Here is a 25,790-nt window from a genome sequence, read left to right as displayed (position 1 = left end):
TCCGCCGCCGCCCGAACCGTCATGCAACGGTAAGTTGATCGACCACGTCGCGCACGCCCGGCGCCGACCACGCGGCATCGAAGGCAAGCCGCCGTTCGCTCAGCGAGCCCACCTGGCCAGTCAACGTGACGTAGCCGTCCTGGACGGTAATGGCGACGTGTGCGGCCTCCTCCGTTGCATGCCGAATCAAGGCCGCCTGGATCTTGCCCGCGATGTCGGATTGCGTCGGATGCGGCCGGACATGGATCTCGTTGATGATCCGTGTGACGCCGCGCAGCCGCTCGACGGCCCGCTCCGCCTCCTGCATCTGATAGCTCCACATGACCTCGCCAGACAGCGTCACGCACCCGTTCTCGACCGTCACGTGCACGGCCTGCTCGCCAAGCCCCGCATCCCACATCAGGAGCGAGCGCGCTGCAATGGCGACGTCCTCGTCCGAGCGACGCTTGCCGTCGTCCGTTTGCACCTCGAGTTCCAGCACGATGCCGCGCACGCCTTCGATACGCTCGACGGCCTTGCGCACCGCGACCTTTTCCAGATAGCTGGCGACGTGCCCAGTCAACGTCACGATGCGTTCGTGCACTTCGACGCCGATGCGCACCGCATCGATCGACGGATCCCACTCGAGTTCCTGCTCGACGTCCCGCTTCAGGTCGCTGTCGCTTTTCATGGCCATCGACTCCTGTCCGCAATCGATGAAGACAACGGTAATTCCCGCTGCACCGCGTGGAATTGATACAGGTCAGCGCGCGGCGTGGTGCGCGATCGCGGCCGATCTCTCCGCCGCGATCGCGCGAAACGCAATCGTGACACCGACGTTGCGCTCTTGCCTGGTGCGATCGCCTCTGGCGAGTCGCAACACCATCTGGCGCCCGTCGGCCGATAGGCTGGCGGGCGCCTCGGCAAGCGATGCTGCATCCAGTCGAACGAGACCGCGATCGACGAGGTAGCGCAGGTCGACGGGGTCGCCCTGCTGGCGAGCACCATCAGGATCGCGATTTCGTGCGGACTCAGCAGCCGTTCGCCATCGGCATCGATCCGGTCATGCCGGTGCGGGGTAGCAGCCGACTCGCTCGGTGCCGAGGCTTCGGAACGGGAAATGATCTGGCGATTCGACGTGTTCGTAAACAAGGCGAGCATGATGGTGTCCGTATCATGAACGTGAAGACGCTGACGGCACGGCACATGTCGAGGTCGACATGCGAGAACATCAATATTCGCTCCTGCCGGGCAATCGGTCTTGACGCAGGTCATCCAGCAGACCCGAGCGATCGAAACGCTCTCCGTTTCGTCTGATGCAAAGCCATCGAAACACCGATGCGCGTGCCTCGCGGAACAGGACCGGATTGCTTGCCGGGTCGACGCGTCGAACTTCCCGTCGCCAGGTGCGGCGTGAAATCCCTCCCTGGCAATACCACGCGGCGTATTGATACAGGGAAGCATCCTCGCGATGCGCCTGCATGGCGACCTCGACGTCGTGCTGGTGCGCAAGTTGCGCGCGCCATGGCAACCGGGACTCGCGATTGGCGCGACCCTGATTGCCGCGCTACACGCGGCGCGCATGGGGCACCCGAGACTGCTCGTCTGCGCGGTACCGGTGGCCTGCGCCCGAGGCCTCGATGAAGTCCGCCCCCATGCCGACGAGGTGGTATGCATCGAACAGTCCGACGAAGCCTTCTCGGTCGGCGCGTTCTATCGATCGTTCTCTCAGGTGGACGACGACGAGGCCGTCGCGATACTGGCAGCGGCGTCCCGGTCTCGGGCCGGAGTGTGCACGGTGCCCCGCTGACAGAATGGCAGGCACTCGCGCTGCTGAGGCCATCGAGGCCGATATGCCGAACGGTCCTGACTGCTTTGGTTGACCGCCATCAACGTTCGCGCGCGACATCGCTCATAGATTTCAGGAAGCACGCGGAGCCATCCGTTCCGCCAATCCGGACGCCACCCATGCCAAACGAAACCGAAGCTCGCCGCGCCTTGCTCGTGCACCTGGGCAGCATCCTGCGAACGCTCAGTTGCGTGCTCGAATACGAGCCGGATGACAGGACGCTAGATTCGCTGCTGACCGCGCAGCCGATACTCGCGGACATTCCACTGCTGAATCAGGTGTTCGCGCACATGACCGTGCGTGAATTCACGCGCGCGATCCTCCACGCATACTGTCTGTGGCCGCAGCTGTTGCTCGACGAGCCGCTCGATCGCGATGCCCTCGCGGAGCCCGTATGCGCGTGGCTGTTCTCCGGCAATCCGGGAGGCTGGGCACGGTATGTCGCGTCGCTCCGTGCCGAGATTCCGTGGTTCGGGCAAGGCATGGGACCGTCTTCGTCGTCCGCCAGACGACCGGCTCGCACATCGCCGGTCGGGTGATTGCCGTCCTTCCCTTGCTCCGTCACGGGGCGACACCTTGGGGATTCGTCATGCCTACCTTTGTCATGCTTACACGCCTGTCGCCGGACGCAGTCAAGACGCCGGACAAACTGGCCGAGCTCGAGCATCACGCCGTCCACCGATTGCAGAAGACGTGCGGTCAGATCGAATGGCTGCACAATTTCGCATTGATGGGTCGCTATGACTATCTCGACGTTTTCACCGCCCCCGATCTGGACACCGCCTTCAGAATTTCCGCCGGCATGCGCACGCTGGGCCACGCGAGCGTCGAAGTCTTCCCTGCCCTGGAGTGGAAAGCGTTCAAGGCGTTGATGGCCTCGGTCGACTAGGCCGGCCGGCCAGGCCCCCGAGCGGTTCCGTCGCGTTGGACGCGAGCACGGCGAGCGCCGCGCTGCGGCCTAGTTCGAACAGCGCTGCAATCGATGTATCGGAAAAATCGAAGTCGCGCGCGAAAGTGCCCCTGGCTCCGACCTGGCCATCCAGCGCGATCCTGAAGATCCGTACGGGCGCACGCCCCCCCATCAGCCGGATGTATTCCGGGAGTTGTCGCATGCGCGCCGCCGTTTTGGGATCGAGCTGGTTGGTTATGCGTTCGACGAGATCGCGAAAGTCGTTCGCGTTTTCCTCGAACCGCAGGTCGTTACGAACACGATCGGCATAGACGAGCTCGTCGCGCCGCAGCATGACCTCGATCAGGTTCGACGGCAACGGGCGCGACCCTGAAAACAAATCAACGACAAACACGCGCCCTGCTATCCGCCCGCACCGTTCGATCACGAGATCGAGCGGCGAGTTGCTGATGATGCCGCCGTCCCAGTAAGCGCGGCCGTCGATGCGCGTCCACGGCATCGCGGGCGGCAGACTGCCGCTGGCGAGCAGGTGCTCCGGTGTGATGCGATCCACATAGCTGTCGAAGATGCGCCGTTCCCCGCTCTCCACGTCCACGGCTCCAAGCAGCAGGCGCGTCGCGCTGCCCGCCAGTGCGTCGAAATCGACATGCCGGCGCAGTAGCGCGAGCATTGGTTGCGTGTCGTAGCAGCTCGTCCACCATGGCGCAAGGCCGAACGGCGGAATCCCGTCAAGAAACCAGTGCGGCCGAAGGAAATTCGGAACGCCGAACAGCGCGATATGCCACGCGAGAAACGCATGTCCCGCATAGGCGGACGATGGCACGCCCACCGGACTCCTGATCGACAGTTCGCGCCAGAATGCGTCGAGTGCTTCGGCCGCATGCCCCGGATGGCTCGCGGCGATCGCGCCGTTGAACGCGCCGATCGACACGGCCGCGATCACATCGGGACGGACGCCGCGCGCCTCGAGCGCGGCGATCGCGCCGCTTTCGAATGCGCCGAGCGCACCGCCACCCTGCAGGATCAGGACCGTTCGCGCGGGCAGTTCGCACAGCCGCAATTCGTCGTGCGTCGCAGCCTCGACTTGCGCGCCGAGGTTGACCCGATGGCGGATCGCCTCCTCTGCGGCGGTCATTTCATCCGCGCGCACACCGATCGAGAACATCGCGCGCAGGACATGATGTCTCAGATAGAGCAACGAGTACGGAGCATGCGGGAATCGGCCCTGTTCGACGACTTCGGTCGCATCGGCAGCGTTGCCGAGGAAGTTGTACGGTACATCGAATACGCTTCCGTAGAAAATCGATACATCCCGATAGGGCAAGCGCGCACCGCGCATGTTCCTGGCGGCCAGGCGACCCTGACGCACCGCGTTGTCCCAGTGCTCGATACGCCTCTGCACGCCGAATACCGGATCGTGAAACCGCGCGACGTCGCCGGCCGCATGGACGTCCGGATCCGATGATTGCAGGCATTCATCGACAAGCACGCCATCCATTATCGCGATGCCACTGCCCGCGAGAAACCCGCAGTTCGGCTCGACGCCCACGGCAATCACGACGAGGTCGCATTCGATGACGCGGCCGTCGGCGAGCACGGCCGCCTCGATCGATTGCTTTCCGATGAAGCGCTCCACCGTCATTCCGGTTCGAACGTCGACGCCGCGCGTCGCACATAACCCGGCAAAGTGATCGGATAGCCGAACGGAATTCAGCCGCGGTAACAGCCGCTCGCAGCGTTCGACGAGCGTGACCTCCAGACCGCGCTCGCGCAGCGTGGCCGCCGCCTCGAATCCCGTGAAGCCGCCGCCCACGACAAGCAGGCGTCGTTGGCGCGCAGCGTGGGCGCGAAGCACAAGCGCGTCGTCGAGGTCGTGAAGGTGACCGATGCCCGCCAGCGTTGCCCCCGGCACCGCCAGACTGCGTGGCGACGCACCGGTTGCAATCAGCAGTTTGCCGTACTGTATCGCGGAACCATCCTCCAGCCTGACGACATGCGCGCCGCAGTCGACCGACGCGACCCTCGCCCCCAGAAGCAGGTCGATCCTGCGCATCTCGTAGAACCCCGCCGGGTGTATCGCGATTGCCGCCGGGGCGAGGTTTCCTGCGAGAAATTCCTTTGTCAGCGGCTGTCTTTGATACGGCAACACGTGTTCGCCGCACAGGATCGCGATGCGAGCGGACGGATCTTCGCGCCGCAACGCATGCGCCGCGGATACGCTGGCAATGCCGCCGCCAACCAGCAGATGATCGTAGTCGCGCTTGCCCCCAGACCGCGCCGTCACGTTGCCCGCTCCGCGCTCAAGTGCCGTTCGCGGGCGGCAAGCCGGCGGTCGATCGCCCGCGCAAAACGGGCAAGCTTCCGAGCGGCCAGGCCGCGACCGATATCGCGCCCGGAAATCGCGCACGTCGCGATCGGCCTTTTCCGCGCCAGCGCCTGCATCTGCCCGAATGCTGTCAGGTCGCCGCGCAGGCCCATCGTGCAGAAGAATGCGGTCGCGCGCAGTTCGCTCCCGTGCCGCGCGAGCCAGGTCGAAACCGGCGTCGATGCGCGGCCCGCCCAGACCGGTGTGCCTATCACAACCGCATCGTATGCCGACGGCGAAGAGGCAGTCGGCCGCAGGTTCGCGGCACGATCGCGGATCACGTCCGCGAGCGAACGCAGGAAGCCGACGGCCCCCGCCCGCCGCCGATCGTCGGCTTCCTGAAGCCGTTCGCAATCCGCGTCGAGTTCCGAAGCAAGCCGCCGCTCGACCGCCGCCGTCGTTTCACTGCGCGAGTAGAAAACGACGAGCATGCTTCGAGACGTGTCCATGTTCCACTCCGTGCATCCGTCCGGGATCCGTACACCAGCTTATGCACCGGCGATCGGGGCGATGCTGATGCAGGTCAACCCGTCGCCGCACGATCCGGCGACAGTAGGCTTGTCCGAATTTCACGCGACTTCCCGCCCATGCGCCATGTGGTATGACCTGATCGAACAGCAACGGCAATGGTTGCGAACGTGGGACACGGCGGCGCGGTTCACATGCGGCCTTTGGCCCGATGCCGCTTCGTCGTACTACACCGATCTGTTCGAACCCCTGCTCGACCTGCAGCCCGACGCGCCACGGTTCGCCATCGAGTCGATCGACGTGGGCGACCGTCGCGTCGACCTCGACGAAACGATCGTCGCGCACACTCCGTTTTGCACGCTGCGCCGCTTCTCGCACGCGGGTACGCAACGCGTGATCCTGCTCTGCGTGCCGCTGGCCGGCCATGTGGCCGTGATGATGCGGGAGACGGTCGAGACCCTGCTGGCCGACGGCGACGTCTGCATCACCGACTGGATCAATGCGCGCGATGTGCCGCGCGACGCGGGCCGATTCGGCCTCGACGAATACGTGTCGATGCTCGACGGTTTCATCGATACCCTGCTTGCGGACGCGCGACCGGTGCACGTCGTCGCAGTCTGTCAGGCGACGTTTCCGTCGCTCGGCGCCATCGCGCTGCGCGCACAACGCGATGCCGCGGTGCCTGCGAGCCTGACGTTGATCGGTGGCCCCCTCGATGCCCGCATCAATCCGAGTGCGCTCGGGATCGCGGCCCGCTCGCATTCGCTCGACTGGTGTCGCGCCACGCTGATCGATACGGTGCCGCACGGCTTCGCCGGATACGGACGACAGGTATTTCCGGCCTATCTGCAGCGTGCCGAGATCGCGCTCGCCTATCCGCAACACTACGTGGCGCTGGTCGATCGCTATCGACGAGCGGTGTCGAGCGGCGACGCCAACGCACTCGCAACCGCACGCCGCGCGCTGCGGGAATACCTGACGCTCCTCGACATGCCCGCCGAGTACTTCCTCGATACGGTCGACATCGTGTTCCAGCGGGCATGCCTGGCAAACCGGACTTGGCACGTTCACGGCCAGCGCGTCGAGCCCGCCGCACTGCGCTCGATCGTGTTGCTGACCGTTGAAGGCAAATGCGATGCCGTCACCGGTGCCGGCCAGACCCATGCCGCGCTGGCCATGTGCAGCAGTCTCGCAGCGAATGCGCGGCAACGCGTCGACATCGACGATTGCGACCACTACGGACTCTTTACCGGCGATCACTGGCGCACCGACGTGCATCCTGAACTGCAGGTGGCATTCGCTCGCTCGGAAGATGGCCGGCCGCGCACGGGCATGGCGTGACGCTGCGTTCATTCCGATCCGGTACGGTCGTGTGCGCACCGCCACGCTCGGGAATCGGTCGGTCCAGCCGAATCCTGCCGAGCGCCGGATCTGCTGACCTTCCAGGACGGCACGCGGCGCAATGCGACCGCGCGGGAATGGCGTGAATCGCGACACGCGCGGCGCGAACTGGCGCGCACATTGCTGCGTGCCCGCGAGGCCGAACGGACCCGTCTCGCTTCCGATCTTCACGAAGGGCTCGCGCAGGATTTGTTCTCGCGATATGGCATGAAGATTGATACCGAACCGAGACCGGTGTGGACGCCGCGGCAGCCTCCGTCCTTTATCGGATCGCACGGGACGCGCTCGAGTACGCGAGGCTGCGCGTGCCGGTCTCGCGCATTTCCGTGCATTTGCTGAAATCCGGCGGCTTCGTCAGCGTGACGATACGAGAGGACGGCGCGATCGACGATGCGTTCGGCAGCGGCGAACGCTCGTCGGCGCTCTTTTCGATACGCGAGCAGGTCGCGAGAATTGGCGGCGACGCAGACTGGATACGGCTCATTCCGGCGACGCACGCTCACCGGGCGCAGCCTTTTCCGCGACGGCCATGCGCCGCTTGACCGCGATGAAGCTGTCGGGGCTGACGGAAACCGAGTCGATGCCGCACGCCACGAGAAAATCGACGAATGCCGGATGATCGCTCGGCGCCTGGCCGCACAAACCGACCTTCGCGCCCGCGTTGCGGGCGGACTCGATCACGCGGGCAATCATCCACTTCACGGCTTCGTTCTGTTCGTCGAACAACCCGGCCAATTCCGCCGAGTCGCGGTCTACGCCGAGCGTTAGTTGAGTCAGATCGTTGCTTCCGATCGAGAAGCCGTCGAAGCGCTGCGCAAACTGGCTCGCCAGGATGACGTTCGACGGGATTTCGCACATCACATAGATCTGCAATCCGTCTTCGCCGCGCTTCAGGCCGTTGGCGGCCAGGACCTCAAGCACGCGGTCCGCCTCGTCGAGCGTCCGGCAGAATGGGATCATCACGACCACGTTCCTGAATCCCATGCTATTTCGCAGCCGCGCGATGGCCCGGCATTCGAGCGAGAATCCGTCACGGTAGCGCGGCGAATAGTAGCGTGACGCGCCGCGAAATCCGAGCATCGGATTTTCTTCCAGCGGTTCGAACTGCGCGCCGCCAACCAGATGCGCGTACTCATTCGTCTTGAAGTCGCTCATGCGGACGATCACCGGCGCGGGATGACAGACCGCCGCGATACGCGCGAGGCCATGCGCCAGCCGGTCGACGAAATAGTTCGACGGGTCGTCGTACCCCGACGTCAGGGCAGCGATCTCGCGCTTCGCATGCGCGTCCGTCAACGCATCGTAGTGGGCCAGCGCCATCGGGTGGGCCTTGATATGGTTGCTGATCACGAACTCCATGCGTGCGAGCCCGATTCCATCGGCGGGCAGTCGCCACCACCTGAACGCTGCGGCCGGATTCGCGAGATTCAGCATGACCTGCGTACGGGTGGCCGGCAGATCGGTCAGGTCGATCGCCTCCACCTGGTATTGCGCGATGCCTTCATACACAAACCCGGCCTCGCCCTCCGCGCACGATACCGTCACTTCCTGCTGATCGTGCAGCATGCGGGTCGCATTGCCGGTGCCGACGATGGCCGGCAATCCCAGCTCGCGGCTCACGATCGCGGCATGCGACGTGCGGCCGCCATGATCGGTGACGATCGCCGCGGCGCGGCGCATCACCGGCAGCCAGTCGGGATCGGTCGTGTGCGTCACCAGTACCGCGCCGTCGACGAATCGCCCCATGTCGTGCGGACTTTCGATCACGCACACGCTGCCGGCCGCGATCGCCTCGCCGACACTGACGCCGGTGAGCAGCTTGCGGCCGGTCTGACCAAGTCGGTAGGTCTTGATGGCGCTGGATTCGCGCCGGGACTGCACCGTTTCGGGACGTGCCTGCACGACGAACAATTCTCCGCTTACGCCGTCCTTTGCCCACTCGATATCCATCGGCTGGCCATAGTGCGCCTCGATCGCGCAGGCCCACTTCGCCAGCGCCAGGATGTCGCGGTCCGCCAGCACGAAGGTGGCACGCTCGGCTTTCGAGGTCGGCACGTTTCGGGTCGGTGCATTCTCGTCGCGCGCATAAATCAGCTTGCATGCCTTGCCGCCGAGCGTCTTGCCGATGACCGGTGTGCACGCCGGATCGCCGAGCAAGGGCTTGAACACCTCGTATTCGTCCGGGTCCACGGTGCCCTGCACGACATTCTCGCCAAGCCCCCATGCCGCACTGATCAGCACCACCTTGTCGAATCCTGTTTCCGTATCGAGCGAAAACATCACGCCGGCCGCGCCGAGGTCCGAACGCACCATCCGCTGCACGCCGATCGACAGCGCGACGCGCAAGTGATCGAAGCCCTTTTCTTCGCGGTAGGAGATCGCGCGGTCGGTGAACAGCGACGCATAGCATCGGCGGCACGCCGCGAGCAGCGCACGCTCACCGCGCACGTTCAGATAGGTTTCCTGCTGGCCCGCGAAGCTCGCGTCGGGAAGATCCTCGGCGGTCGCGCTCGAGCGCACGGCGACATCGACGTCGTCTCCGCCGGCCTGCCGGCACAGTTGCCGATACGCGTCCCGGATCGCGTCCGCGATGTCGTCGGGCCAGTCTCCACGGAGGATCGCCTGCCGAATCGACGCACCGGCCTCGGCGAGCGCCATCTTGCGTGCGCCGAATGCCTCGAGCGTGCTGCCGATGGCTTGCCTCAATTCGTTTTCATCGATGAATCGCCAGTAAGCGTCCGCTGTCGACGCGAACCCGGGTGGCACGCTCACGCCCTGTGCGGACAGGTTGCCGATCAATTCGCCCAGCGACGCATTCTTGCCGCCGACGCGCGCCACGTCGCCGCGCCGCAGGTCGTCGAACCATACGACGTACGCATTCTCGTGATCCATGACGAGCCCTCCGATGGCCGCGGCCGAGTCGCGAGCGACAGGCGCGGGCCGGCATTGGCCGGCGCTGTCGGCCGAACACGTTCATCCTGACCCGACGCTTCGGCGTCTCACGTGACCTGCATCAAGAACGGCGGCCGACGCGCGAACGGTGCTGCCTCGCGCGCGGCTTCATCTCCGTGGCCGGGCGGCATTGACGGTGCAAGCCGCGCTGAGGCCGATCTCACGCCTGCGGGGCGACATGCGTCCGTGTGGATATCCGGCTCGGGATGATCGATCGCCTCCTGAACAATGGCGTCTCGGATTCCTGTCTACCGATTTCGCGGCTGACCGAGCCCCCATTTCACTGAAAGAACTTCGAAAGCCACCCCGGTGCCGCCGCACGATCGAAAACCACGTGCGTTTCCGGGCTGAACGAGCCAAATTCGAGCCCAAGCTGCGTCGCCAGCAGCGTCAGCGCCTGGCTCGTATGAAAGGAAATATGCCCGTTGCGCGGCACGCAGTACCACCATTGCTCGATCCCACGCGCAAGGATCTCCGGCGTGATCAGGGACGTCTGAAACAGCAGTGCGCTGGCGGGCCCCTGCACCGGACGATATCGGCGAACAGGCTGCGGGGATCCGGATGATGCTCGAAGACTTCGAACGACAGGATCGCATCGAATCGCCCCTGCGGCGCGACGGGATCAGCACACCGGCCAGGACATTGATCGGCAATACTTTGCAACTGCACGCGCGCTGTCGAATCGAGTTCAGATCGGGTTTTCCGGCCTGAGCGGTGTGTGGTCGAGTCCTTGTCGTTCGCTGATCGCTGCCGCTCAAGCCGCCCGACGCGCGTCGCCGGCGTACCGCGCCGTGCCGCGTCGCGCACGATACCCGGTTTCCATCGAACATTTGTTAAATAGCTTGAATAGCCGGTAACCGGTCGACAATTTGCTTTAACATCCGGCCACACGATCGACCATGGCCTCCGACACGGACCGCGGTCGCCCTTTCAGCCGCTCGCAAACGGGTGCGGCTTTCATTCGAACGGACGGACGACCATGCTCCAATCACCGGGAGACTCCTTCGTCGGCGGATCGCTCCTCGGCCTGTGCGTCGAGGTGCCGCTCGCCGTGCTTGTTTCGCTGATGATGCATGGCGTCGACTGGAACGGTCCGCGCATCGCGATGCTCATCGCGACACCCGTGTTGATCGCATGCACCGTGCTGCTGACCCGTCCGGTGGCATTCAGCACGGTATGGAAGCACAAGCGCTCGCCGTTCGAGCTGGACGACAATGTGCGCGCATCCATCTACGGCCGGCTGACCGGCATCGCGCTCGGCCTGGTGTTCGGCATCATGGTCGCGACGACGTTTTCCTGATGTCAGGCGTTCGCGCGTCGCGCATCGGCCTCGCGCCGCGCGGCACCCTGTTGCATAAGAACATGCTCCCCCCGTGACCAGGCGCGCGTCCATCCGACGATTCCATCGATCGATAGGACCGCGAGCACCGGTCGCCGCGCGTCGCACGGGGTGCGCGTAAAGTTCTGAGCATTTGGCCGTCGGGCGCCAGGCATGACGCCGCGATCCGGCGCCGGGATTGCGCCGCGCCACCCTGATCGCACATCCGTCCTGCGATTCGAGGCAGAATTTACAAACGCACTGTCATCCGGCACCGCCCGCGCATGCCGGGCTCGTGCCGCACGGCCCTCGGACCTGGGGGCGCGCGCGGCACGCGGCTTGCTCGCGACGGCCCGGATATGGCCGCGGCACGGAATCACCGGCCGCCAACGGCATTGTCTGGTCGTGAGCGATGAAAACTGCATCTCCCCTGCTGGAATCGGCACCGATGCGGGCCGATCACTTCGTCCAGTTCTACGAGTCCGATGCGCAGCTCGTGTCGGAAGTCGCACTGTTCGCGGCCGATGCGCTGCGCGCGGGTGGCAGCGCGATCGTGATCGCGCGACCCGACTGCCTCGCGGCGGTGCACGAACGCCTGCGCACGCTCGGCGCACCGATCGGCCACGCGGCCCGCGAGCGCATCTTCATGTCGAACGCGCAGACGCTGCTCGACAGCTTCATGGACGGCAACCTCCCTGACCCCGCGCGCTTTCGCCGCTCGATCGGCACGATCGTCGAAGCGGCGGTCCGCGCCGGCCGACCCGTGCATGTGTTCGGCGAAATGGTCGCGCTGCTGTGCGCGCAGGAGCGGTACGCCGGTGCGCTGCGGCTCGAAGCGCTATGGAACGAGCTGATCGAGCAACATCGCTTCTCGCTTTACTGCGGCTATCCGGGCGACGTGTTTCCAAGCGTCGAGCAATCGGAAACGTTCCGCCATGTATGCGCGCTGCATCGCCGCATCCTGCCCGACGCATCGCTGCGCAACGACGAAAACGAGCTGCACCTGACACTGGCGTTGTCGCAGCAGCGCTCGCGCGCGCTGAGCGAAGAGATCCGCCGTCGCGAGGACGCCGAGCAGCAACGCAACGGCGTCCTGATGCACGCGCCGTTGCCGATCGCGCTGCTGTCGGGCGCCGCACACCGGATCGTGCTCGCGAATCACCGCTTCTCCGAGTTGTGCGGCCGGACCGACATCGTCGACCAGCAGCTGACGTCCGTGCTACCCGGCGGCGATACGCCGGCGATCGTGCACGCGCTGGAAACCGCCCGCACACTGGGCCGCTCGACGACGATCGGCGAGCACCGCGACCGGCCCGAGCCGGACGGCGCCCGCGTGTACCGGCTGCATTTCAATCCGCAACCGCTCGCGGACGGGCTCGGCGTGATCGTCAGCGCGGTCGAGGTGACCGAGCACGTCGCCGCGCGCGAGAAGCTCGTCGCCGCGAATGCCGAGCGCGACCGGCTGCTCGGCGAACTTCGTGACGCGAATCAGGCGAAGGATCAGTTTCTCGCGGTGCTCGGCCATGAGCTGCGTAATCCGCTGACGCCGATCTCGCTCGCGCTGGAGCTGATCCGCCATCGTGACGGCCAGGCGACGCCGGACGAGATCGCGATCATCCAGCGGCAGCTCGATCACATGGTCCGGCTGATCGACGATCTGCTCGACGTGTCGCGCATCACGCGCGGCAAGATCACGCTGAAGAAGGAACCCGTGCAGCTCGCGGACATCGTCGACCGCGCGGTCGAGGTCGCGAGCCCGCTGCTCGAGCAGCGCCGTCACCGTCTGCATGTCGATACCGATCCGGACGCGCGCTGCCACGGCGACGCGGTGCGGCTGTCGCAGGTCGTCGCTAACCTGCTGACCAACGCGGCGAAATACACGCTGCCGGGTGGCGACATCGCGGTGCGCGCGGCCCGCGGCGCCGACGGCACCACGCTCGTCGAGGTAAGCGACAACGGCGCCGGCATTCCGCGCGACCGCCTCGACAGCATTTTCGAGCCGTTCTACCGGCTCGACGGCGACGCGAAGCAGGCGCACGGCGGCCTCGGTATCGGCCTCGCGCTCGTGCGCAGTCTCGTAACCCTGCACGGCGGCACGGTGCGCGCGGACAGCGCCGGACCGGGCTGCGGCAGCACGTTTACGATCTCACTGCCCGAGTACCGGCCGAAAGCCGTGGCAATGGCCGCGCCGCAGCAGCCGCACGGCATCCTCGACATGGCGCCGGGCCGCACCGGCCGGCGCGTGATGCTGGTCGACGACAACGAGGATGCCGCGTCGACGCTCGCGCAATGGCTGCGCGAGGCTGGTCACGAAGTCGCCGTCGTGCACGACCCGGTAACCGCGCTGGCCGCGTACCGCGCTTACCGTCCCGACGTCGCGATCCTCGACATCGGGCTGCCGGTGATGGACGGCTATGAGTTGCTGAGGCGGCTGAAGGCGATCAACGAGGTCACGCCGTGCATCTTTCTCGCGCTGACCGGCTATGGCCGAAACGCGGATCGCGAACGCTGTCTCGCGACCGGGTTTCTGGAGCATTTCGTGAAACCGGTCGACCCGGCCGCACTCCATCTCGCGATGAGCCAGCCCGGAACGAACGGCGATTCGCACGACGGCGCCGGAGCGGAAGCCGGACGCTGAACGGGGCACGGGACACCGGGCACGCAGCCAACCTACGCTCGGAAAGCGTCGTGCGGCTTAGTTCTCCGTGGAACAACGGATCGACGTCAGGCCAGCCAATTCGGCGATCCGGATCAGTTGAGGCAGCATCGCATCGGCGTTGGCCGGTTCGCGCCAAGCTACGAACAGTTCCTCTTCGCGCACCGCACGCGCGGCCGTTTCGCGAAAACCGCGCGTGCGGCACGCGAAGCCAGCGTCGCGCAGCCCGGTCGTCAGCCGCTCGCGCGCCGGCGAGCCGAATTCGTACTCGATCGTGATCAGTGCCGTCCTGACGCTCCGCACGCGCTGCTCGACCAGCCGCAGCGGCCACACGACGAGGAGTCCGAGTACGACCCCGAGCGCGCCGAGCAACAACTGGCCGCCACCGATGCACAAACCGACCACGGTCACGAACCACAGCGTCGCGGCTGTCGTCACACCGGATACGAGGCCATCGCGATGCAGGATCGCGCCGCCGCCGATGAAGCCCATCCCGGTCAGGATGCCGAGCGGCAGGCGCATCGGGTCGAGCACCGAGAACGCGCCCTGCGGCTTGCCGGCCTGCAGCAGCAACGCATTGACCTGAAGCATCGACAGGCACGCGGCAAGGCAGACGAGGATCGTCGTGCGCAGCCCGGCCGTCTTGCCGGATTCGCTGCGATCGAGGCCGATCAGCCCGCCCGCGATCAGCGCGAGGGCGATCCTGACGAGGACCGCATCCCACTGAAGTACGACCGGCATCGGCTCCATGCGCGCCTCCCTCCCAATCCGTCATGTGTGACGCGTCGCGGTGCGGCCGCGGGCGGCGCTTGCGGGGCGCAAGGTTCGGGCCCGACCTGTGTGTCGAATGACGGTCGCGCGCCGCGTGGGCCTTCGACGACGACGTTGGCCCGCTGACCGTGACCGCCGCCGACGGATAACCGTCGGCTCCATACATCGTCGCCGGCCTGGCCGGTCGACACTTTTTCCGTATTCGGTCGGATACGACGGTGGCTTCAACATACAGCTCCACGATCTTTTGTTCCCGATCGGGTACGAAACGACGTCCCGAGTCCTTTTACCGCACCTTCGTTTCTGTACGGATACGAAATGATGCCCAGGCCGTCGAGTTGTGCAATACTGTTCCCGATCAGATACGAAGTACGGAGAACGTCATGTCGGAGTCCCAGTCCGTCGACACGATCGGCGCGCTCGCCCACCTCATCCGCGCGGCGCGGCTCCAGCAGGGGTTCACGCGCGACGAACTCGCGAACGCGACCGGGCTGTCGCCGAAATTCATCAGCCAGGTGGAAGCCGGCAAACCGACCGCGCAAATCGGCAAGGTCATGACGCTGCTCGGCGAGCTGGGCGTGCGCCTGTACGCCGAGTCATCGGTCGAGATTTCGGAAGCCACCGCGCTGAAGGCCGCGCAACGCCGCAGGAGCAGCCATGGCGGCTAGAAAGCTGATCGCCTCCGCCAACGGCGAGCGCATGGGCACGCTGACCGACGACAAAGGCATCTGGTCGTTCGCATACGACCCGCAATGGCTCGCGTCCCCGACCGCCTATCCGCTGTCGCCGGCGTTCGCGCTGCGCGCCGGCACCTTCACCGATACGTCGACCGATCGCCCGGTCCAGTGGTTCTTCGACAACCTGCTGCCGGAGGAAGGCATGCGCACGTCGCTCGCGCGCGAGGCGAAGGTCGATGCCGCCGACGCGTGGGGCCTGCTCGCGTACTTCGGGCGCGAATCGGCCGGCGCGCTGACACTGCTGGCCGACGGCGAACAGGAAGCGCCCGGCAGCCTGCAGCCGCTGCCGCTCGACGAGCTCGAACGCCGGATCCAGGCAATGCCCGAGCGCGCGCTGACGGCCACCGCACCCAAGCGCATGTCGGCGGCCGGCGCGCAGCAGAAGCTGCTGGTGGTGCTGCGCGGCAACGCACCCGACTACGCGCTGTACGAGCCGGTCGGCAGCGAGCCGTCGATGCACCTGCTCAAGCCGGACATGCGCGCGGCCGGCTACCCGCACTCGGCGATCAACGAATTCTTCTGCATGAAGCTCGCGAAGAGGATGGGGCTCGACGTGCCCGACGTGCACTTCCTGCGCGCGCCGTCCGCGTGCTACGTGATCGACCGGTTCGACCGCGACGTCGCGTCGGCGCCGGCCGGGCGCGTGCATACGATCGACGCGATGCAGCTGCTCAACTACGACCGCGGCTTCAAATACCAGCGCGCGAATGCGCAGGAGCTTGCCCGCGCGATCGACCGCACCAGCACGCGCGCGCTGGCGCGCCTGTCCGTATTCCGCTGGACCGTGTTCAACGTGGTGGTCGGCAATGCCGACGCGCACCTGAAGAACCTGTCGTTCTTCGTCGACGCGCGCGGTTACCGGCTTGCGCCGTTCTATGACATCGTGAGCACGGTCGTGTATCACACGCCAACGCACCGGCCCGACCATCGTGGCGATCATTGGCCGCACTGCGAACTGACGATGCCGCTCGGCACCGCGACGCGGTTCGTCGATATCGATGTGGATGCGCTGATCGCGTTCGGACAGGCAATCGGGCTCAGGGACAAGGCGGCGGAGAGCGAGCTGCGGCGCTTTCTCGAACCGCTCGATCGCCACGTCGCGCAGACGCTCGATGACGTGCGGGCAATCGCGCGCCCGGACGCCGGAGAGACGCGGTTGCTGAATTCGATCGCGGCGATGCCGATCGCCGAGATGGGGCGCGCGCTTCGGCGGACGCGCGATTGAGCAGGGATGCGCGGGCGGCGTCCGCCCTGCATCCTGCTCCGATCTCGTCCGGGACTTCGACGCCCGCGCGTCACGCACCTCGATACCGCAGCGCCGTCCCTTCCGACCGAACGTGCCAGGCGGCGAATTCAACAGCGACATTCATTCGCATCGACGTTGTCGGGATAAGTATTCTTATCACAACGCCTCGATTTTTCATCAAAACTCAACCGTGAGCGATTACCGTCGGGCTATTGAATCCCTCCTGCCCTCGCACCGTACTTGCCGCACATGGCACGACGAAGCGCGAAGGCACGCAAAGACACGGGGCAACAACGGCTAGTCAAGCCCTTTGCAAAATGTCCATCGCCCGATCGGCGTCGGCCTGCGAGTCGAGCGCGAGATAAGCAATGAACTGCGAGCCAAGCACGGCCGCGGATACGCCGCGGAGATTGATCCCGCCGTCCGACAGCTGCTGGGTCAGCTCTGCGATGATCCCCGCTTGATCCAGTCCCATCACACGGATGGAGTACAGGCGCGAGGTGGCATTGAATCCCGCCTGCGTGGCAGCACGGATCTCCTTGTCTCCCTGCAGCGGCGCGACAAACACGACCCCCTTGCCTGGTGCTTCCGGTGTGCGCCGGGCGACAACGAATTGCAAATCCGCGCCAGCATCCCGCAACGCGTTCAACACGTGCGCAAGACCGCCCGGCTTGTCCTCGATGGTGGCCGCCCAAACGTCAACGCGTTCGACGATCAGTTGCATGGCCCCTCCAGAAAATCGGACCTCAATGAAGACAATGTATGTCGCGCATGAGCGGCGAGCAAGTCCGCTTACGCGAGGGGCGGCGTGCAGGTTTTCCTAGGAATCCGATGTTTTCTTCGAGTAGGGTCGCAGCCCGAGCCTGACCGCCTGCCGATGCCGCCATTGAAGCAGTTCACCGTGGAACTCATCGGATGATTTCCCGGACGTTACCCGCAATGATCCTGATTGAAAGGTTCTCGCTGCGTGCCAGAACGGTCGGCCATCCGGTAGATCGTCGGTCGCTGTAATAGGCAACCGGTACGCTTGATGCAAATGCGACGGGAAGGCGAGACCATAGCCACGGCGTCTCATCGACGCGAGAATTTCCGATCGATGGACGAATACCCGATCGATTCGAGGCGCCAGACTGTACGTCGCTTGCCGACGGTATCGCCGGACGCCCCCAGGGCCGCGACTCCACAACATGAACGATGTTTGAATCAACGCGGCCGTGCGATTCCTGAGCGACGTCGACAAGAACTATTTCCGATTTTTCTGGAACGTCTGCCCGGCTGCTGTAATCGAAACGCTTCCGCGACCGTTCCTCGGATAGCGCACGAATCCAGCGCCGATGAGCGCTCGGGTAATGGACCAGCCAAGCGCGGGCATATCGCGACCATAACGAATATCGGAAAGGCGCTCGAGCGCCCAGATCGCGGATGCCGAAATAGTCGGAACCGTCGAAGTTTCCTCATCGCTCATGGCGTCTCCAAAGATCTGATCATGGTCAAATCTGCCAAATGAAAGCCGCAATGAACGCTGCCCCTGCCTGCCAGCAGCGCGCGATGCAGGACACAGACCAAGACGGCGCGCTGACCCTGCGCGTGGGCTGTGGTCACGAATGGGCGGCCAGCGCCGGCACCTAATCCACAGACGATTCGGTCGCGCTGCTCAAGGACTTGCGCATGAAGGGTTCGTCGATCACGCTGGAGATGGGCACTGGGGACAAGGGCATCAGCCTCGTCGGCGGAGATCGCGAAGTCGATTGCAAGACCGACATGGGCGGCTTCATGCTCAACGCGTGCTTTCTCAAGAAAATGTGACGTCGTGCGCCCACCGACGGCGAACCCGCTTGTCGTGGCTGTTCGCTGCAGGCGCCCCCACCCGCAACTTGACTACCCGGATCGATCGAGCATGGAGCATGACCGAACATCCCACGATGCGTTCGTCGAATTCCTGTCGACCCCGCTGCATGACGGACGACCGTACGTCTTGGAGACGCAGCACGCAATTTCGCTGCACTTCGATCACCAGGCTACCCAAAGCTTCATGTCACTGCGCACGCCCGACAAACTGGCGCTCGGCTATACGCGAACCATGATGGGATGTCTGCTGCTGCACCCGGCCGCCGGACATATGTGCATGATCGGGCTCGGGGGCGGTTCCTTGGCAAAGTACTGCTACCGGCATCTGCCCAGCGTGACCATCGACGCGATCGAAATCAATCCGGAAGTGATCGCACTACGCGACGTGTTCAGGATTCCGGCGGACGACACTCGATTCAAGGTGATATGTGCAGATGGCGCGGAGTACGCGACACGGGAAGAGGTCCACGCCGACGTGATCCTGCTGGATGCCTTCGTCGCGGAAGGCATGCCGAGCCGGTGTGCGGATATCGCGTTCTTTACCGCCTGTCACGAGCGATTGAGCGATTACGGAGTGCTCGCGATCAATCTGCCGGACGACGACCCATCGCTGCCCGCTCACATCGAGCGCCTGGGCTGCGTGTTCGGCCCTTCGTATGCGGTTGTCCGATGCAACGACGACAGCAATTTCGTCGCCTTCGCCTGGAAGGGGTCGATTCGTTTGCCATCGAGGCAAGTTCTGTTCGAACGCGCGCGCTCATTCGCGTTTGCTGGCGAACTCAAGCTGTCGTCAACCGCTCGGCGCATGAAAGAGGGAGAACGCCTCGATCCAAAGCGGTTGACCTGGCATGCGCAGGGGCATGCACACTGGGAAATCGACGCCTAGACGGCTTGCGAGCTCAGCCCGCGCTTCGCTTCACCCGCTTGGCGAGCGCGCTTTTCGTCCTGTAGCTCACGCCGTGTTGCTCGAGATACTCGCGAATCAACTGCCGCACGACTTGCGACGGCGTCAGGTCTTGCTCCGCGCAGAGCATGTCGAACGCTTCTTTCTTGGCGGGATCGATCAGGATGGTCAAGCGTGCGGTTTTCGTTTCCATTGCAGGATAGAGTCGGCAAATATGCTAATCAAATTGTAATGCACCGGCCCTTGCCTACCGCACCGGAAAACCTTCGGCACACGCGTGTTGATCCGGCTCGGCGACCGGCTCACGACCTGCGGTCAAGCCGATAGAGATATTCAAGCACGTCGTCGACAACGGGCACGATCGCCAGCGTGACGAGCGCCGCGGCAAGCGGCACGGTCGACACGTAGCCGACACGCTTGAAGCCGATTGCGCCGGCCAGCCCGCCGACGAAGAACGACGCCAGCATCGTTGCGTGAATCCTGAGCTTCGCGCGGTTTGCGATCACCGCATGCGCATGCACGTCTGCATTCGAGCGATTCCAGTAAAAGAGTTTGCCGAGCTCGATGCCGAGGTCCGTCACGATGCCCGTCATGTGTGTCGTGCGGATTTCCGCCCCCGACAGCTTTGTGATCATCGCGTTTTGCAGCCCCATGATGAAGCACAGCAGGATGACCGTGACCGGCATGAAGAACGCTTCCCACAGCGCGAGATGGCTGCCGAGCAGCCCGAACAGGAGCAGCAGCGCGGCCTCCACCAGCAACGGCAGTACATACTGACTCTGCAGGCCGCGGCGGCGTCCCCAGTTGACGAGCACCGCCGAGCAGCCGGCGCCAACCAGAAACGACACGAGCGAACCAACCCCGGCCAGCACGAGCCGGACGTCGCCAAGCGCCGTCTGATCCGCAATCGCCGACACGATCCCGCTCATGTGGGACGTGTATTGCTTGACCGCGAGGAAACCGCCGGCATTGGTTGCTCCGGCAACAAAGGCAAGCGAAAACCCGAGCTGGCGGTTCGCGGCCGCGCTGCGGTGTTTTCCCGTCAGGCCTCGGAAGTACTGCGCTGGCATAGGATCTTCCCTCATTCGCCCGGATCGGGGGACAACGACGCCCTGGGCGGAACCCGGAGCGCCGCGACAAACCGCCACGCGCGCCCGTTCCATCCGAGGATTTATGAGATTTTAATGATAACGGCATTATCATACCTTGTTATCGGGATTGGTCTTTCGGTGTCATAATGCGCGCAGGAATACGTCGCGGCAGATGCGGCCATTCCAACCACGTCGTCCAACCCGAGCGTACTGGAGACATTCCGGATGGCACCCATGCCGGTCGTCCATTTCGTCCTGCTGGCCGTGGCCGCGTGGCTCGCGGTCGGTACGCTGGGGCTCGGGGCGCTGCGTCGCACGCGACTGGTGGCCCACGGCCTCTTTCCGCTCGGCGCGTTGGTAGGACTGCTCGCCGGCGCGGCGGGCCTCGCCGGCATCTTTGCCGAACCGTCTGCGGCGGTGCTGCCGATCGGGCTTCCCGGCCTGCCCTTTCATCTGCGTCTCGATCGCTTGTCCGGCTATTTCCTGTTCGTGCTCGGGCTCGTCAGCACGGGGATCGGCGCCTTTTCAGCCGGCTATTTCCGCAAGGGTGAAGGATCCGCGCCCGGGTTGATCTGCTTCGAATACCACGTCTGCGTCGCAAGCATCGCACTGGTGTTGATCGCAGACGACGCGTACGTCTTCATGGTCGCCTGGGAGACGCTGACGCTATCCGCGACGTTTCTCGTGATGACCAACCACCGGATCGGCGAGATCCGTCGGGCCGGATATCTGTATTTTCTGATCTCGCACGTCGGTGCGCTCGCGCTGCTGCTCTGCTTCGGCATTCTGCAGGCGCGCACCGGCGACTACACCTTCGCCAACCTGCGCGCGCAGTCGCTGGATACCTTCTCCGCGTCGTTCGCCTTCCTGTTCGCACTTGTCGGGTTCGGCGCGAAGGCCGGGATCTTCCCGCTGCACGTGTGGCTGCCGGAGGCCCATCCCGCGGCACCGTCACCGGTTTCGGCGCTCCTCAGCGGCTTCGTGCTGAAAGTCGGCCTGTATGGCCTGCTGCGCACCCTGTTCGACCTGTTGCACGTGCAGATCGCATGGTGGGGCGTGCTGCTCCTCGTGCTGGGCATCAGCACCGCGCTGCTGGGGGTGGTGTTCAGCACCATCCAGACCGACATGAAACGCCTGCTCGCCTATTCGTCGATCGACAACGTCGGCCTGATGATCGTCGCGCTCGGTCTTGCCGTGCTGTTTCGCGCATACGGGATGTCGAGCCTGTCCGCGCTCGCACTGACCGCGATGCTCTACCAGATCGTCGCGCATGCCGCATTCAAGAGCTTGCTGTTCCTGGGTACGGGCGCCGTCCTCCACGCCACCGGCGAGCGCAACCTCGGCAAGCTCGGCGGACTGATTCGCTTCATGCCCTGGACCGCATGGGCGGTGCTCGCGGGTGTCGCGGCGAGCGCGGGCTTGCCGCCGCTCAGCGGTTTCGCGGCCGAATGGCTGTTGCTGCAGAGTTTCCTGTTCGCGCCAGGCTTGCCGGATTCGGTGCTCGCCATGACGGTGCCGATCGCCGCCGCGCTGATCGCCATGTCGGCCGCGCTGGCCGGCTACACGATGGTCAAGTTCTTCGGCATCGTGTTCCTCGGGCAACCGAGAGAAGCGAAGCTGAACCGCGCCCGCGATGCGAACACGTGGGAACGGCTCGCGTTCTGCTGGTTCGCGACCGCCAGCGTGCTGCTCGGGCTGATGCCAGCGCAGTTCGTCAAGCTGCTGGATCGGGTCACGCACACGCTGGTCGGCGCCGGCGTCGGCGCGGACAATCACGGCTGGCTGCTGTTCGCGCCCGTGTCGGCCGCTCGCGCGAGCTACATGCCGGCGGCTTTCATGTTGTTCTTCATCGCATGCTGCGGACTCGCGTGGGTGCTGGTGCGGCGTTTCTATCACGGCCGGCTGAGACGCGCGGCGCCATGGGGCTGCGGCTTCCCGTTCACGACCGCGCGAATGCAGGATACGGCGGAAGGATTCGGGCAGCCGATCCGCGAAATCTTCGCACCGTTGCTGCACATCGAGCGGCAATTGCCGTCGCCATTCGACGCACAGCCGGCCTACCGGGTGTCCGTGACCGATCGCACCTGGTCCGCGCTCTACCTTCGCATCGCGGCACTGACGCAACGCGCTGCCGACTTGGCGGGCCGCCTGCAGACGGGCAAGATCGCGGTTTACCTGACATACAGTTTCGTCGTGCTGATCGTCCTTCTGATGCTGGTGAGACGATGGTAACCCTGTCCGGCGTCATCTCGCAGACTCTCGAAATCGTGATAGCGATCGCGGCCGCGCCGTTGCTGACGGGCTGGGTCAACCAATGCCGCGCCTGGCTTCAGAACCGGCGTGCGCCGTCCATCTGGCAACCGTACCGGATGCTCCACAAGCTGTTCAACAAGGAATCGGTCATCGCGCACGGCGCAAGCGCCGTGTTCCGCGGCGCGCCCTATGTCGTCTGGGCCGCCATGACGCTCGCGTGCGCGATCGTGCCAACCCTGTCGACCGAGTTGCCGCTGTCGCCCGCCGCCGATGCAATCGCGCTCGTCGGCCTGTTTGCGCTCGCGCGCGTCACGCTGTCCCTCGCGGCGATGGACGTCGGCACGGCGTTCGGCACGCTCGGCGCGCGCCGCGAAATGCTGATCGGCTTCCTCGCGGAGCCGGCGCTGCTGATGGTGCTCCTGTCGGCCTCGCTGATCACGCAGTCGACGCTGCTGACGAGCATCGTCGCGACACTCGGCCGCGGCGAGCTCACGATCTATCCGAGCCTGGCGTTCGCCGGCATCGCGTTCACGCTGGTCGCGCTGGCCGAAAACGCGCGGCTGCCGGTCGACAATCCGACCACTCACCTCGAGCTCACGATGATCCACGAGGCGCTGATCCTTGAATATTCGGGGCGGCACCTTGCCTTGATGGAGTGGGCGGCAAGCCTCAAGCTGTTCGCGTATTCGTGCATCGGTCTCGCGTTGTTCGTGCCGTGGGGCATCGCGAATGCGGGCGATCCGGTTGCGCTGCTGCTGGCCGTGCCAGTGCTCTTCGTCAAACTGGCGGCAGGCGGCGCCACGCTCGCCGTGGTCGAAACGGCCAACGCGAAGATGCGCATCTTCCGGGTACCGGAATTCCTGGCGACCGCCTTCCTGCTGGCCGTGATCGGCATGCTCGTCCATCTGCTGCTGGGAGCATGAATGCACGCCTACGCGACACAACTGATCAATTTCCTCGCGGCCGTGCTGCTGATGCTGTCGTTCGCGATGCTGAGCCAGCGCAGGATCCTGTCACTGATCCATCTGTACACGCTGCAGGGTGTCGCGCTCGTGTCGGCGAACCTGATCCTCGGCTTCGTCACGGACGACGTGCACCTCTACGTGTCGGCCGGACTGACGCTCGTGCTGAAGGTCGGCGTGATCCCGTGGTTCCTGTATCGGCTCGTTCGCAGGCTCGACGTCAAGACCGACGTCGAGCCGCTCATCAATATCCCGACCACGCTGCTGATCGGCATCGTGCTCGTCATCATCGCGTTCAATGTCGCGGCACCGATCAGCCAGCTCGCGACATCGGTCGCACGCGGCACGCTCGGCATTGCGCTCGCGTGCGTGCTGCTGTCGTTCATGGCGATGATCACGCGCGCGAAGGCCATTCCGCAGGTGATCGGCTTCCTGTCGATGGAAAACGGGCTGTTCTTCGCGGCGGCTGCCGCGACCAACGGCATGCCGATGATCGTCGAGCTCGGCATCGGGCTCGACGTGCTGATCGGCATCCTGATCCTGGGCATCTTCATGTTCCAGATTCGCGAGCAGTTCGACAGCCTGGACATCCATCACCTCGAGAACCTCAAAGATGAATGACGCCCACGTCGTGCTCGCCGTGCTCGGCCTGCCGCTCGCGGGAGCGGCGTGCCTCGCCTGCGTGCGGCCGAGCCGGGTCGCGCGCCATCTGAACATCGGCTTCAGCTTCCTGACGTTCGCGGCAACGCTGGTGCTTGCCGCGCGCACCGTCGAGCACGGCCCGTCGTTCGCATTCGGACGCGCGTTTTTCGTCGATCCGTTCAATGTCTATCTCGTGGCGCTCACGGCGTTCGTCGGCTGGACGACATCGCTGTTTTCCCGGCCCTACATGCAGATCGAGGAAGCCCGCGGCAGGATGACCGCCGCGCGCATGCGGCTCTATCACAGCATGTATCAGCTCTTCATGTTCGCGATGCTGCTCGCGCTGCTGACCGACAACGTCGGCGTGCTGTGGGTCGCGATGGAAGCCGCAACGCTCGCCACCGTATTGCTCGTCAGCGTCTACCGCACCGCCGCGAGCCTCGAAGCCGCATGGAAATACTTCATCCTGTGCGGCGTCGGCATCGCCCAGGCGCTGTTCGGCACGATCCTGCTGTATCTTGCCGCGAGCCGGCAACTGACCGACGGCGACGCGCTGCTGTGGACGAGCCTGGCCGCGATCAGGACGCAGCTCGATCCGACGATCGTGTCGATCGCCTTCGTGTTTCTGCTGGTCGGCTACGGCACCAAGGTCGGCCTCGTGCCGATGCATAGCTGGCTGCCGGACGCGCACGCCGAAGGTCCGACGCCGATTTCGGCGGTGCTGTCCGGCCTGCTGCTGAACGTCGCGCTATATGCGGTGCTGCGCTGCAAGGTGCTGGCCGACGGCGCACTCGGCAACGGCCTGCCGGGGCGATTGCTGGTCGGGTTCGGGCTCGTGTCGGTCCTGATCGCGTCGTTCTCGCTGTTCCGGCAGAAGGACGTGAAGCGCCTGTTTTCGTACTCGTCGATCGAGCATATGGGCTTGATGACGTTCGCGTTCGGGCTCGGCGGCCCGATCGCGACGTTCGCCGGGTTGCTGCACATGACGGTCCATTCCCTCGTCAAGTCGGCGATCTTCTTCGCGGTCGGTCATGCCGCGCAAAAGGCCGGCACGCAGGCGATCGACGGCATTCGCGGGCTGCTGCAGGTCAGCCCGACGGTCGGCTGGGCATTGATGCTTGGCACGCTTGCCATTCTCGGGCTGCCGCCGTTCGGCGTGTTCGCAAGCGAATTCCTGATCCTGACGACGGCGATGAACGCGCTCCCGTGGACCGCGCCGTTGCTGCTGCTCGGGCTCGCCGTCGCGTTCGCGGCGATCTTCGCGCGCGTGCAGCGGATGGTGTTCGGCGAAACGACGACGGCCACGCCGCTCGAACACCGGCCGGCGCTGCTGCCTGTGTTCGTGCATCTGGGGCTTGGCCTGATGCTGGGTCTGTACGTGCCGCCCTATCTGGCGATGTGGTACCGTCAGGCGGCAACGATGCTGGCAGGATAAGCG

The 25,790-nt window shown here is 65.0% G+C and carries 25 protein-coding genes and 2 pseudogenes; 15 read left to right on the top strand and 12 right to left on the bottom strand.

Annotated features, from left to right (window positions below):
- Nucleotides 1-19: 19 nt before the first annotated feature.
- Together WS75_RS13830 and WS75_RS13825 are read right to left on the bottom strand one after the other, a co-directional pair.
- Nucleotides 20-670, bottom strand: coding sequence for a BON domain-containing protein (locus tag WS75_RS13830; protein WP_059680953.1), 651 nt, complete (start codon nt 668-670; stop codon nt 20-22).
- The gene (locus WS75_RS13825) at nt 667-1,140 is read right to left on the bottom strand and encodes a hypothetical protein (protein ID WP_257129372.1); all 474 of its coding nucleotides are present in this window, start codon (nt 1,138-1,140) and stop codon (nt 667-669) included. The genes WS75_RS13830 and WS75_RS13825 overlap by 4 nt, the downstream gene beginning before the upstream one ends.
- A 310-nt stretch (nt 1,141-1,450) precedes the next feature.
- On the opposite strand from WS75_RS13825, the gene WS75_RS13820 reads away from it, so the two are divergent.
- The 3 genes from WS75_RS13820 to WS75_RS13810 all read left to right on the top strand — a co-directional run bounded on the left by WS75_RS13820 (nt 1,451) and on the right by WS75_RS13810 (nt 2,717).
- A complete protein-coding gene (locus tag WS75_RS13820) occupies nt 1,451-1,789 on the top strand; it encodes a hypothetical protein (RefSeq protein WP_257129371.1) in 339 nt (112 codons plus the stop codon).
- 158 nt (nt 1,790-1,947) lie between these two features.
- Nucleotides 1,948-2,367: a hypothetical protein gene (locus WS75_RS13815; RefSeq protein ID WP_059680951.1), complete on the top strand. Its 420-nt coding sequence runs from the start codon at nt 1,948-1,950 to the stop codon at nt 2,365-2,367.
- Nucleotides 2,368-2,417: 50 nt separating this feature from the next.
- Nucleotides 2,418-2,717, top strand: coding sequence for a GYD domain-containing protein (locus WS75_RS13810; protein WP_059680950.1), 300 nt, complete (start codon nt 2,418-2,420; stop codon nt 2,715-2,717).
- On the opposite strand, the gene WS75_RS13805 is transcribed toward WS75_RS13810, so the two are convergent.
- Together WS75_RS13805 and WS75_RS13800 are read right to left on the bottom strand one after the other, a co-directional pair.
- A complete protein-coding gene (locus tag WS75_RS13805) occupies nt 2,689-5,022 on the bottom strand; it encodes an FAD-dependent oxidoreductase (RefSeq protein WP_059680949.1) in 2,334 nt (777 codons plus the stop codon). The two genes, WS75_RS13810 and WS75_RS13805, sit on opposite strands and share 29 nt — an antisense overlap.
- A complete protein-coding gene (locus WS75_RS13800; protein ID WP_059680948.1) occupies nt 5,019-5,552 on the bottom strand; it encodes a flavodoxin family protein in 534 nt (177 codons plus the stop codon). Before WS75_RS13800 ends, WS75_RS13805 begins: the two co-directional genes overlap by 4 nt.
- Nucleotides 5,553-5,697: 145 nt before the next feature.
- Here WS75_RS13800 and phaZ point away from each other — a divergent pair, with 145 nt between their 5' ends.
- On the top strand, nt 5,698-6,912 hold the full coding sequence (phaZ, locus tag WS75_RS13795) for a polyhydroxyalkanoate depolymerase (RefSeq protein WP_059680947.1): 1,215 nt from the start codon (nt 5,698-5,700) through the stop codon (nt 6,910-6,912).
- A gap of 322 nt (nt 6,913-7,234) precedes the next feature.
- On the opposite strand, the gene WS75_RS33535 is transcribed toward phaZ, so the two are convergent.
- The 3 genes and pseudogenes from WS75_RS33535 to WS75_RS13780 form a co-directional block, all read right to left on the bottom strand.
- The gene (locus WS75_RS33535; RefSeq protein ID WP_059680946.1) at nt 7,235-7,456 is read right to left on the bottom strand and encodes a hypothetical protein; all 222 of its coding nucleotides are present in this window, start codon (nt 7,454-7,456) and stop codon (nt 7,235-7,237) included.
- Entirely contained in the window at nt 7,453-9,864 is a 2,412-nt protein-coding gene (gene ppsA / locus WS75_RS13785) for a phosphoenolpyruvate synthase (RefSeq protein WP_059680945.1), read from the bottom strand. The genes WS75_RS33535 and ppsA overlap by 4 nt, the downstream gene beginning before the upstream one ends.
- A gap of 340 nt (nt 9,865-10,204) precedes the next feature.
- A pseudogene (locus WS75_RS13780) lies at nt 10,205-10,512 on the bottom strand (methyltransferase domain-containing protein).
- Here WS75_RS13780 and WS75_RS34120 point away from each other — a divergent pair.
- From WS75_RS34120 to WS75_RS13770, 3 genes are all read left to right on the top strand, one after another.
- A complete protein-coding gene (locus tag WS75_RS34120; RefSeq protein ID WP_179948902.1) occupies nt 10,486-10,635 on the top strand; it encodes a hypothetical protein in 150 nt (49 codons plus the stop codon). The pseudogene WS75_RS13780 and the gene WS75_RS34120 sit on opposite strands and share 27 nt — an antisense overlap.
- A gap of 268 nt (nt 10,636-10,903) precedes the next feature.
- A complete protein-coding gene (locus WS75_RS13775) occupies nt 10,904-11,224 on the top strand; it encodes a hypothetical protein (RefSeq protein WP_059680944.1) in 321 nt (106 codons plus the stop codon).
- A gap of 466 nt (nt 11,225-11,690) precedes the next feature.
- Nucleotides 11,691-13,880: a hybrid sensor histidine kinase/response regulator gene (locus tag WS75_RS13770; RefSeq protein ID WP_059680943.1), complete on the top strand. Its 2,190-nt coding sequence runs from the start codon at nt 11,691-11,693 to the stop codon at nt 13,878-13,880.
- A 57-nt stretch (nt 13,881-13,937) separates the two neighbouring features.
- On the opposite strand, the gene WS75_RS13765 is transcribed toward WS75_RS13770, so the two are convergent.
- Nucleotides 13,938-14,648, bottom strand: coding sequence for an MgtC/SapB family protein (locus tag WS75_RS13765; protein WP_059680942.1), 711 nt, complete (start codon nt 14,646-14,648; stop codon nt 13,938-13,940).
- Between the two features lie 404 nt (nt 14,649-15,052).
- Here WS75_RS13765 and WS75_RS13760 point away from each other — a divergent pair, with 404 nt between their 5' ends.
- The gene (locus WS75_RS13760; RefSeq protein ID WP_059680941.1) at nt 15,053-15,337 is read left to right on the top strand and encodes a helix-turn-helix domain-containing protein; all 285 of its coding nucleotides are present in this window, start codon (nt 15,053-15,055) and stop codon (nt 15,335-15,337) included.
- Nucleotides 15,327-16,631: a HipA domain-containing protein gene (locus WS75_RS13755; protein WP_059680940.1), complete on the top strand. Its 1,305-nt coding sequence runs from the start codon at nt 15,327-15,329 to the stop codon at nt 16,629-16,631. The genes WS75_RS13760 and WS75_RS13755 overlap by 11 nt, the downstream gene beginning before the upstream one ends.
- 322 nt (nt 16,632-16,953) lie before the next feature.
- On the opposite strand, the gene WS75_RS13750 is transcribed toward WS75_RS13755, so the two are convergent.
- Nucleotides 16,954-17,376, bottom strand: coding sequence for an ACT domain-containing protein (locus tag WS75_RS13750; RefSeq protein WP_059680939.1), 423 nt, complete (start codon nt 17,374-17,376; stop codon nt 16,954-16,956).
- A gap of 519 nt (nt 17,377-17,895) precedes the next feature.
- Nucleotides 17,896-18,117: a hypothetical protein gene (locus tag WS75_RS32070; protein WP_082729588.1), complete on the bottom strand. Its 222-nt coding sequence runs from the start codon at nt 18,115-18,117 to the stop codon at nt 17,896-17,898.
- A gap of 50 nt (nt 18,118-18,167) precedes the next feature.
- Here WS75_RS32070 and WS75_RS13745 point away from each other — a divergent pair.
- Nucleotides 18,168-18,458: pseudogene (locus tag WS75_RS13745) on the top strand (PhnA domain-containing protein).
- A gap of 91 nt (nt 18,459-18,549) precedes the next feature.
- Entirely contained in the window at nt 18,550-19,386 is an 837-nt protein-coding gene (locus tag WS75_RS13740; protein WP_059680938.1) for a hypothetical protein, read from the top strand.
- 13 nt (nt 19,387-19,399) lie between these two features.
- Here WS75_RS13740 and WS75_RS13735 read toward each other — a convergent pair whose 3' ends face one another.
- Both WS75_RS13735 and WS75_RS13730 read right to left on the bottom strand, forming a co-directional pair.
- Nucleotides 19,400-19,597, bottom strand: a complete 198-nt coding sequence (locus WS75_RS13735; RefSeq protein ID WP_059680937.1) for a ribbon-helix-helix protein, CopG family — start codon at nt 19,595-19,597, stop codon at nt 19,400-19,402.
- A gap of 109 nt (nt 19,598-19,706) precedes the next feature.
- Nucleotides 19,707-20,474, bottom strand: coding sequence for a YoaK family protein (locus WS75_RS13730; protein WP_059680936.1), 768 nt, complete (start codon nt 20,472-20,474; stop codon nt 19,707-19,709).
- A gap of 246 nt (nt 20,475-20,720) precedes the next feature.
- Here WS75_RS13730 and hyfB point away from each other — a divergent pair, with 246 nt between their 5' ends.
- Genes hyfB through WS75_RS13710 form a run of 4 tightly spaced genes read left to right on the top strand, consistent with a single transcriptional unit; the run spans nt 20,721 to nt 25,787 of the window.
- Nucleotides 20,721-22,727 carry a hydrogenase 4 subunit B gene (gene hyfB / locus WS75_RS13725; protein ID WP_059680935.1) on the top strand — a complete coding sequence of 669 codons (2,007 nt, stop codon included), beginning with the start codon at nt 20,721-20,723 and terminating at the stop codon, nt 22,725-22,727.
- The gene (locus WS75_RS13720) at nt 22,721-23,671 is read left to right on the top strand and encodes a respiratory chain complex I subunit 1 family protein (RefSeq protein WP_059680934.1); all 951 of its coding nucleotides are present in this window, start codon (nt 22,721-22,723) and stop codon (nt 23,669-23,671) included. Before hyfB ends, WS75_RS13720 begins: the two co-directional genes overlap by 7 nt.
- Nucleotides 23,672-24,331: a hypothetical protein gene (locus WS75_RS13715; RefSeq protein WP_059680933.1), complete on the top strand. Its 660-nt coding sequence runs from the start codon at nt 23,672-23,674 to the stop codon at nt 24,329-24,331. It abuts the gene before it with no gap.
- Nucleotides 24,324-25,787: a hydrogenase 4 subunit F gene (locus tag WS75_RS13710; protein WP_059680932.1), complete on the top strand. Its 1,464-nt coding sequence runs from the start codon at nt 24,324-24,326 to the stop codon at nt 25,785-25,787. Before WS75_RS13715 ends, WS75_RS13710 begins: the two co-directional genes overlap by 8 nt.
- The last annotated feature ends 3 nt before the right edge of the window (nt 25,788-25,790 follow it).

It is taken from the genome of Burkholderia sp. FL-7-2-10-S1-D7, assembly GCF_001524185.1.
In the GTDB taxonomy this organism is placed as follows: Bacteria; Pseudomonadota; Gammaproteobacteria; order Burkholderiales; family Burkholderiaceae; genus Burkholderia; species Burkholderia diffusa.
This window is presented reverse-complemented; position numbering and strand designations above follow the sequence as displayed.

Excerpts from the sequence above, each read along its gene's own strand:
- WS75_RS13830 (WP_059680953.1), bottom strand. The coding sequence starts at position 670 with ATGAAAAGCGACAGCGACCTGAAGCGGGACGTCGAGCAGGAACTCGAG.
- WS75_RS13825 (WP_257129372.1), bottom strand. The coding sequence starts at position 1,140 with ATGCTCGCCTTGTTTACGAACACGTCGAATCGCCAGATCATTTCCCGT.
- WS75_RS13820 (WP_257129371.1), top strand. The coding sequence starts at position 1,451 with ATGCGCCTGCATGGCGACCTCGACGTCGTGCTGGTGCGCAAGTTGCGC.
- WS75_RS13815 (WP_059680951.1), top strand. The coding sequence starts at position 1,948 with ATGCCAAACGAAACCGAAGCTCGCCGCGCCTTGCTCGTGCACCTGGGC.
- WS75_RS13810 (WP_059680950.1), top strand. The coding sequence starts at position 2,418 with ATGCCTACCTTTGTCATGCTTACACGCCTGTCGCCGGACGCAGTCAAG.
- WS75_RS13800 (WP_059680948.1), bottom strand. The coding sequence starts at position 5,552 with ATGGACACGTCTCGAAGCATGCTCGTCGTTTTCTACTCGCGCAGTGAA.
- phaZ (WP_059680947.1), top strand. The coding sequence starts at position 5,698 with ATGTGGTATGACCTGATCGAACAGCAACGGCAATGGTTGCGAACGTGG.
- WS75_RS33535 (WP_059680946.1), bottom strand. The coding sequence starts at position 7,456 with ATGAGCCGTATCCAGTCTGCGTCGCCGCCAATTCTCGCGACCTGCTCG.
- ppsA (WP_059680945.1), bottom strand. The coding sequence starts at position 9,864 with ATGGATCACGAGAATGCGTACGTCGTATGGTTCGACGACCTGCGGCGC.
- WS75_RS34120 (WP_179948902.1), top strand. The coding sequence starts at position 10,486 with ATGATGCTCGAAGACTTCGAACGACAGGATCGCATCGAATCGCCCCTG.
- WS75_RS13775 (WP_059680944.1), top strand. The coding sequence starts at position 10,904 with ATGCTCCAATCACCGGGAGACTCCTTCGTCGGCGGATCGCTCCTCGGC.
- WS75_RS13770 (WP_059680943.1), top strand. The coding sequence starts at position 11,691 with ATGCGGGCCGATCACTTCGTCCAGTTCTACGAGTCCGATGCGCAGCTC.
- WS75_RS13765 (WP_059680942.1), bottom strand. The coding sequence starts at position 14,648 with ATGGAGCCGATGCCGGTCGTACTTCAGTGGGATGCGGTCCTCGTCAGG.
- WS75_RS13760 (WP_059680941.1), top strand. The coding sequence starts at position 15,053 with ATGTCGGAGTCCCAGTCCGTCGACACGATCGGCGCGCTCGCCCACCTC.
- WS75_RS13755 (WP_059680940.1), top strand. The coding sequence starts at position 15,327 with ATGGCGGCTAGAAAGCTGATCGCCTCCGCCAACGGCGAGCGCATGGGC.
- WS75_RS13750 (WP_059680939.1), bottom strand. The coding sequence starts at position 17,376 with ATGCAACTGATCGTCGAACGCGTTGACGTTTGGGCGGCCACCATCGAG.
- WS75_RS32070 (WP_082729588.1), bottom strand. The coding sequence starts at position 18,117 with ATGAGCGATGAGGAAACTTCGACGGTTCCGACTATTTCGGCATCCGCG.
- WS75_RS13740 (WP_059680938.1), top strand. The coding sequence starts at position 18,550 with ATGGAGCATGACCGAACATCCCACGATGCGTTCGTCGAATTCCTGTCG.
- WS75_RS13735 (WP_059680937.1), bottom strand. The coding sequence starts at position 19,597 with ATGGAAACGAAAACCGCACGCTTGACCATCCTGATCGATCCCGCCAAG.
- WS75_RS13730 (WP_059680936.1), bottom strand. The coding sequence starts at position 20,474 with ATGCCAGCGCAGTACTTCCGAGGCCTGACGGGAAAACACCGCAGCGCG.
- hyfB (WP_059680935.1), top strand. The coding sequence starts at position 20,721 with ATGGCACCCATGCCGGTCGTCCATTTCGTCCTGCTGGCCGTGGCCGCG.
- WS75_RS13720 (WP_059680934.1), top strand. The coding sequence starts at position 22,721 with ATGGTAACCCTGTCCGGCGTCATCTCGCAGACTCTCGAAATCGTGATA.
- WS75_RS13715 (WP_059680933.1), top strand. The coding sequence starts at position 23,672 with ATGCACGCCTACGCGACACAACTGATCAATTTCCTCGCGGCCGTGCTG.
- WS75_RS13710 (WP_059680932.1), top strand. The coding sequence starts at position 24,324 with ATGAATGACGCCCACGTCGTGCTCGCCGTGCTCGGCCTGCCGCTCGCG.